Genomic DNA, 2,894 nt, shown 5'->3' with positions numbered 1-2,894 from the left:
GGGATCTCCAGGTCGCGGGCCGCGAAGTTGGAAGCCACGATTTGATTTAAGAGATCCCCGGCCAGGAGCAGGTCAATATCCTCAGGCATGAAATTGCGTTTGTCGACGGCACGGGTGATAGCTTCGCGCAGCATCTTGTGCTCGGCCATTTCCCATGTTTTTTCTCCAAACAGGTAGTCTTCCAAAACTAGATCGAAATCCTGACCCCAGGGTCCCTCGCCTTCTTTAGGGCCTACCACTGAAGCCCAGGCGGTAATTACCGGAGGGCTGTCGAATACTACGGTTTGCTGGCCGCGTTTTTTTCTTCCCGGCATATGGTTGCCTCCCCTTATTATGAAGTCAGAAAGACCTTGATCAATCCCACCAGAACCGCAATGACAAATCCGAACACCAGGGTTGGTCCGGCCACACTGAAAATCCGGGCCCCCACCCCAAAAATATAACCTTCCCTTTTGTACTCCAAGGCGGATGCCACAATCGCATTGGCAAACCCTGTGATAGGCACTATGGAACCGGCTCCGGCATGCTGTCCCAGCTCATTATAATATCCTAAGCCGGTGAACAAGGCCGCCAGGAAAATAAGGATGCAGGAAGCTGATGTGCTGGCATCGGTAAGGCTGACCCCCAGGCTCACCATGTAATTTATTATCCACTGACCTGACATGCAGATGAGTCCCCCCACCACAAAAGCCCAGGCCATATTGCGGGCTAGCTTTGGCTTAGGTCTGATTTGACTGGCCAGATCTTCGTATTCTTGTTTTTCTATTGCTTTTATTTTCTTATCAGGCGTTTCCATATCATGCCTCCTTGCCTAACATATTATGCACATTTTGACAGATTCTTATTCAGCAACGGAGGCCTGGAAAGCATCTAAATCCGTGCTTTCCAGGCCTCCGCGGCAGTTCTAATAAAACGTCCCTACTCTGTATAGGCAATTTTGACGTCGGCTTTATATTCCACAATACGTTCACCCTGGCAACCGGCTGTCCAGTTGATGACCTCTACTCCGGAAATGTTGCGATACTTTTTAGATGCCTGACTTACAGCCTGTTCTATGGCGTCCTGCCAGCTTTTATTGGATTGACCCACGAATTCTGCCACTCTCACCTGCAAAATATAACCTCCTTTATTTTGACTTACAGTATATTTTGCTGAACCTCACACATATTTATTCCCGTAAACATAAAGGGAGGCGTTAACCTGGTGTCACGACAGCACCAGTGATAACGCCTCTCATGGTTTCCTTAACACTATCCCAGCATTTCTTTAAGTTTTGTAATGGCCATCTTTTCGATCCGGGAAACCTGCACCTGCGAAACCCCCAGGTCAGTGGCTATTGCCGACTGGGTTTCGTCTTTAAAAAAGCGGCGCAGTATAACTTCTCGCTCCCGGGCACTGAGTTTACTCAAAGCCTCCCGCAAAGCCATTTGCTCCAAAAGCCGAACGCTGCCTTCCTCATCCCCCAGGCGGTCTATCAATGACGGCGAACCCCGGTCGTCCCCCGGTAAGGCATCATGAATGTAAGCCGGCGCCTGGCAGGCCTCGATGGTTGTCACCACATCTTCCTTGACCATATCCAGTGTGCTGGCAATTTCCGCTACACTGGGCTCACGCCCCAGTTCGCCGCGCAGCTTATCCTGAGCCCAGCGTATCCTGCCATAGTTTTCCTTGATGCTGCGCTGCACTTTGACAATCCCGTCATCGCGCAGGAATTTTTTAATTTCCCCGATTATCATCGGCACCGCATAGGTGGAAAAGCGCACCTGGTATTGAAAATCAAATTTGTCGATAGCTTTCAACAACCCGATGGAACCCACCTGGAACAAGTCTTCATAATCATAACAGGTGTTTTTGAAGCGCTCCATGACCATATATACCAAACCGATATTGGCTTCGTACACTTTGGCCCGGGCGCTGTTGTCGCCGGCTTGAACCCTGGCGAGCAGCTCTTCGGTTTCCTTGTAATTATCATAAGAGGACACCATCATCAACTCCTCATGCCAGGGCTTCCTCGTTTTTCAGAAAAGAGCGTCTCAAGCGCACTGTGGTTCCCTTGCCGGGCGCGGTATCGACCTGCATATCATCGGTAAACGATTTCATAAAGGTGAATCCCAGCCCCATCCGGGTGGGATCGCTGGAATAGGTTGCTTCCATGGCCCGGGGTAAATCCTCTATGCCCCGGCCCCGGTCCTCCACCACGATCTCCAGTACGCCGTGATCATCAATACTCACGATCACTGTAATCATCTGAGTAGGGTTGTTTTCATAGCCGTGAATAATGCAATTGGATACCGCTTCGGATACAACCAGCTTAATCTCTTCGACATCTTCCAGGGTGCAGTCCAATTGCGACGCAAAAGCGCCCACACAAGACCTGGCAAAGGCAATATTCTCCGGGATACTGAAGAATTCAAACCTGACATAATTCCGTACATTCATAGAGTTTCCCGGCTTGCGCCGGCGTCCACCTCCTAGATGTTAATTACTTCTTGTTCACTCTTGTACAGCGGCACCAACCGGTTGACCCCGGAAAAAAACAATATCTTCTCCACCTGTGGTCTGGCGCCAACAATAAACATTCTGCCTTGCTTGGCGGTAATCCTCTTGTAGCGCCCGATCACCACACCCAGGCCGGAACTATCCATAAAAGTGACCTTTTCCAGGTTCAATACCAGGTTCTTAATATTCCTGTCATCGATCCTCTTATCTATTTCGGCGCGCATTTTATCCGCAATGAGCATATCCATTTCACCTGAGACCCGTACCACCAAAGTACTGCGAACTTTTTTAAACTCCAGGCTCATTCTGCTTCTCCCCTCACTGACACGATACTATTCAGTTCATTCTACAGCGCCCGCTTCTTTCCTTCCACAAAATTCCAGCTAATAAAGCTT

At 49.6% G+C, this 2,894-nt stretch carries 5 protein-coding genes and 1 pseudogene; all 6 read right to left on the bottom strand.

All coding sequences use genetic code 11. The features are described 5' to 3' along the window. Positions 1–314: pseudogene (locus B3W37_RS01365) on the bottom strand (stage V sporulation protein AD); the annotation flags it as partial. Positions 315–331: 17 nt separating this feature from the next. Then, positions 332–796, bottom strand: coding sequence for a stage V sporulation protein AC (gene spoVAC, locus B3W37_RS01360; RefSeq protein WP_483170261.1), 465 nt, complete (start codon positions 794–796; stop codon positions 332–334). Positions 797–918: 122 nt separating this feature from the next. Further along, complete coding sequence (locus tag B3W37_RS01355; protein ID WP_481042984.1) at positions 919–1,107, bottom strand: dodecin family protein; 189 nt, start codon at positions 1,105–1,107, stop codon at positions 919–921. A 143-nt stretch (positions 1,108–1,250) separates the two neighbouring features. Next, complete coding sequence (locus B3W37_RS01350; RefSeq protein ID WP_483174560.1) at positions 1,251–1,988, bottom strand: SigB/SigF/SigG family RNA polymerase sigma factor; 738 nt, start codon at positions 1,986–1,988, stop codon at positions 1,251–1,253. A 7-nt stretch (positions 1,989–1,995) separates the two neighbouring features. After that, positions 1,996–2,439 carry an anti-sigma F factor gene (gene spoIIAB / locus B3W37_RS01345; RefSeq protein WP_481040524.1) on the bottom strand — a complete coding sequence of 148 codons (444 nt, stop codon included), beginning with the start codon at positions 2,437–2,439 and terminating at the stop codon, positions 1,996–1,998. A 32-nt stretch (positions 2,440–2,471) separates the two neighbouring features. Next, positions 2,472–2,804, bottom strand: a complete 333-nt coding sequence (gene spoIIAA, locus B3W37_RS01340) for an anti-sigma F factor antagonist (protein WP_481040526.1) — start codon at positions 2,802–2,804, stop codon at positions 2,472–2,474. Between the last annotated feature and the right edge of the window lie 90 nt (positions 2,805–2,894).

This window comes from Syntrophomonas sp. UBA5494 (assembly GCF_002426325.1).
The sequence above is the reverse complement of the archived record's forward strand: the minus strand, read 5'-3'. Positions and strand labels throughout refer to the sequence as shown.

Excerpts from the sequence above, each read along its gene's own strand:
- spoVAC (WP_483170261.1), bottom strand. The coding sequence starts at position 796 with ATGGAAACGCCTGATAAGAAAATAAAAGCAATAGAAAAACAAGAATAC.
- B3W37_RS01350 (WP_483174560.1), bottom strand. The coding sequence starts at position 1,988 with ATGATGGTGTCCTCTTATGATAATTACAAGGAAACCGAAGAGCTGCTC.
- spoIIAB (WP_481040524.1), bottom strand. The coding sequence starts at position 2,439 with ATGAATGTACGGAATTATGTCAGGTTTGAATTCTTCAGTATCCCGGAG.
- spoIIAA (WP_481040526.1), bottom strand. The coding sequence starts at position 2,804 with ATGAGCCTGGAGTTTAAAAAAGTTCGCAGTACTTTGGTGGTACGGGTC.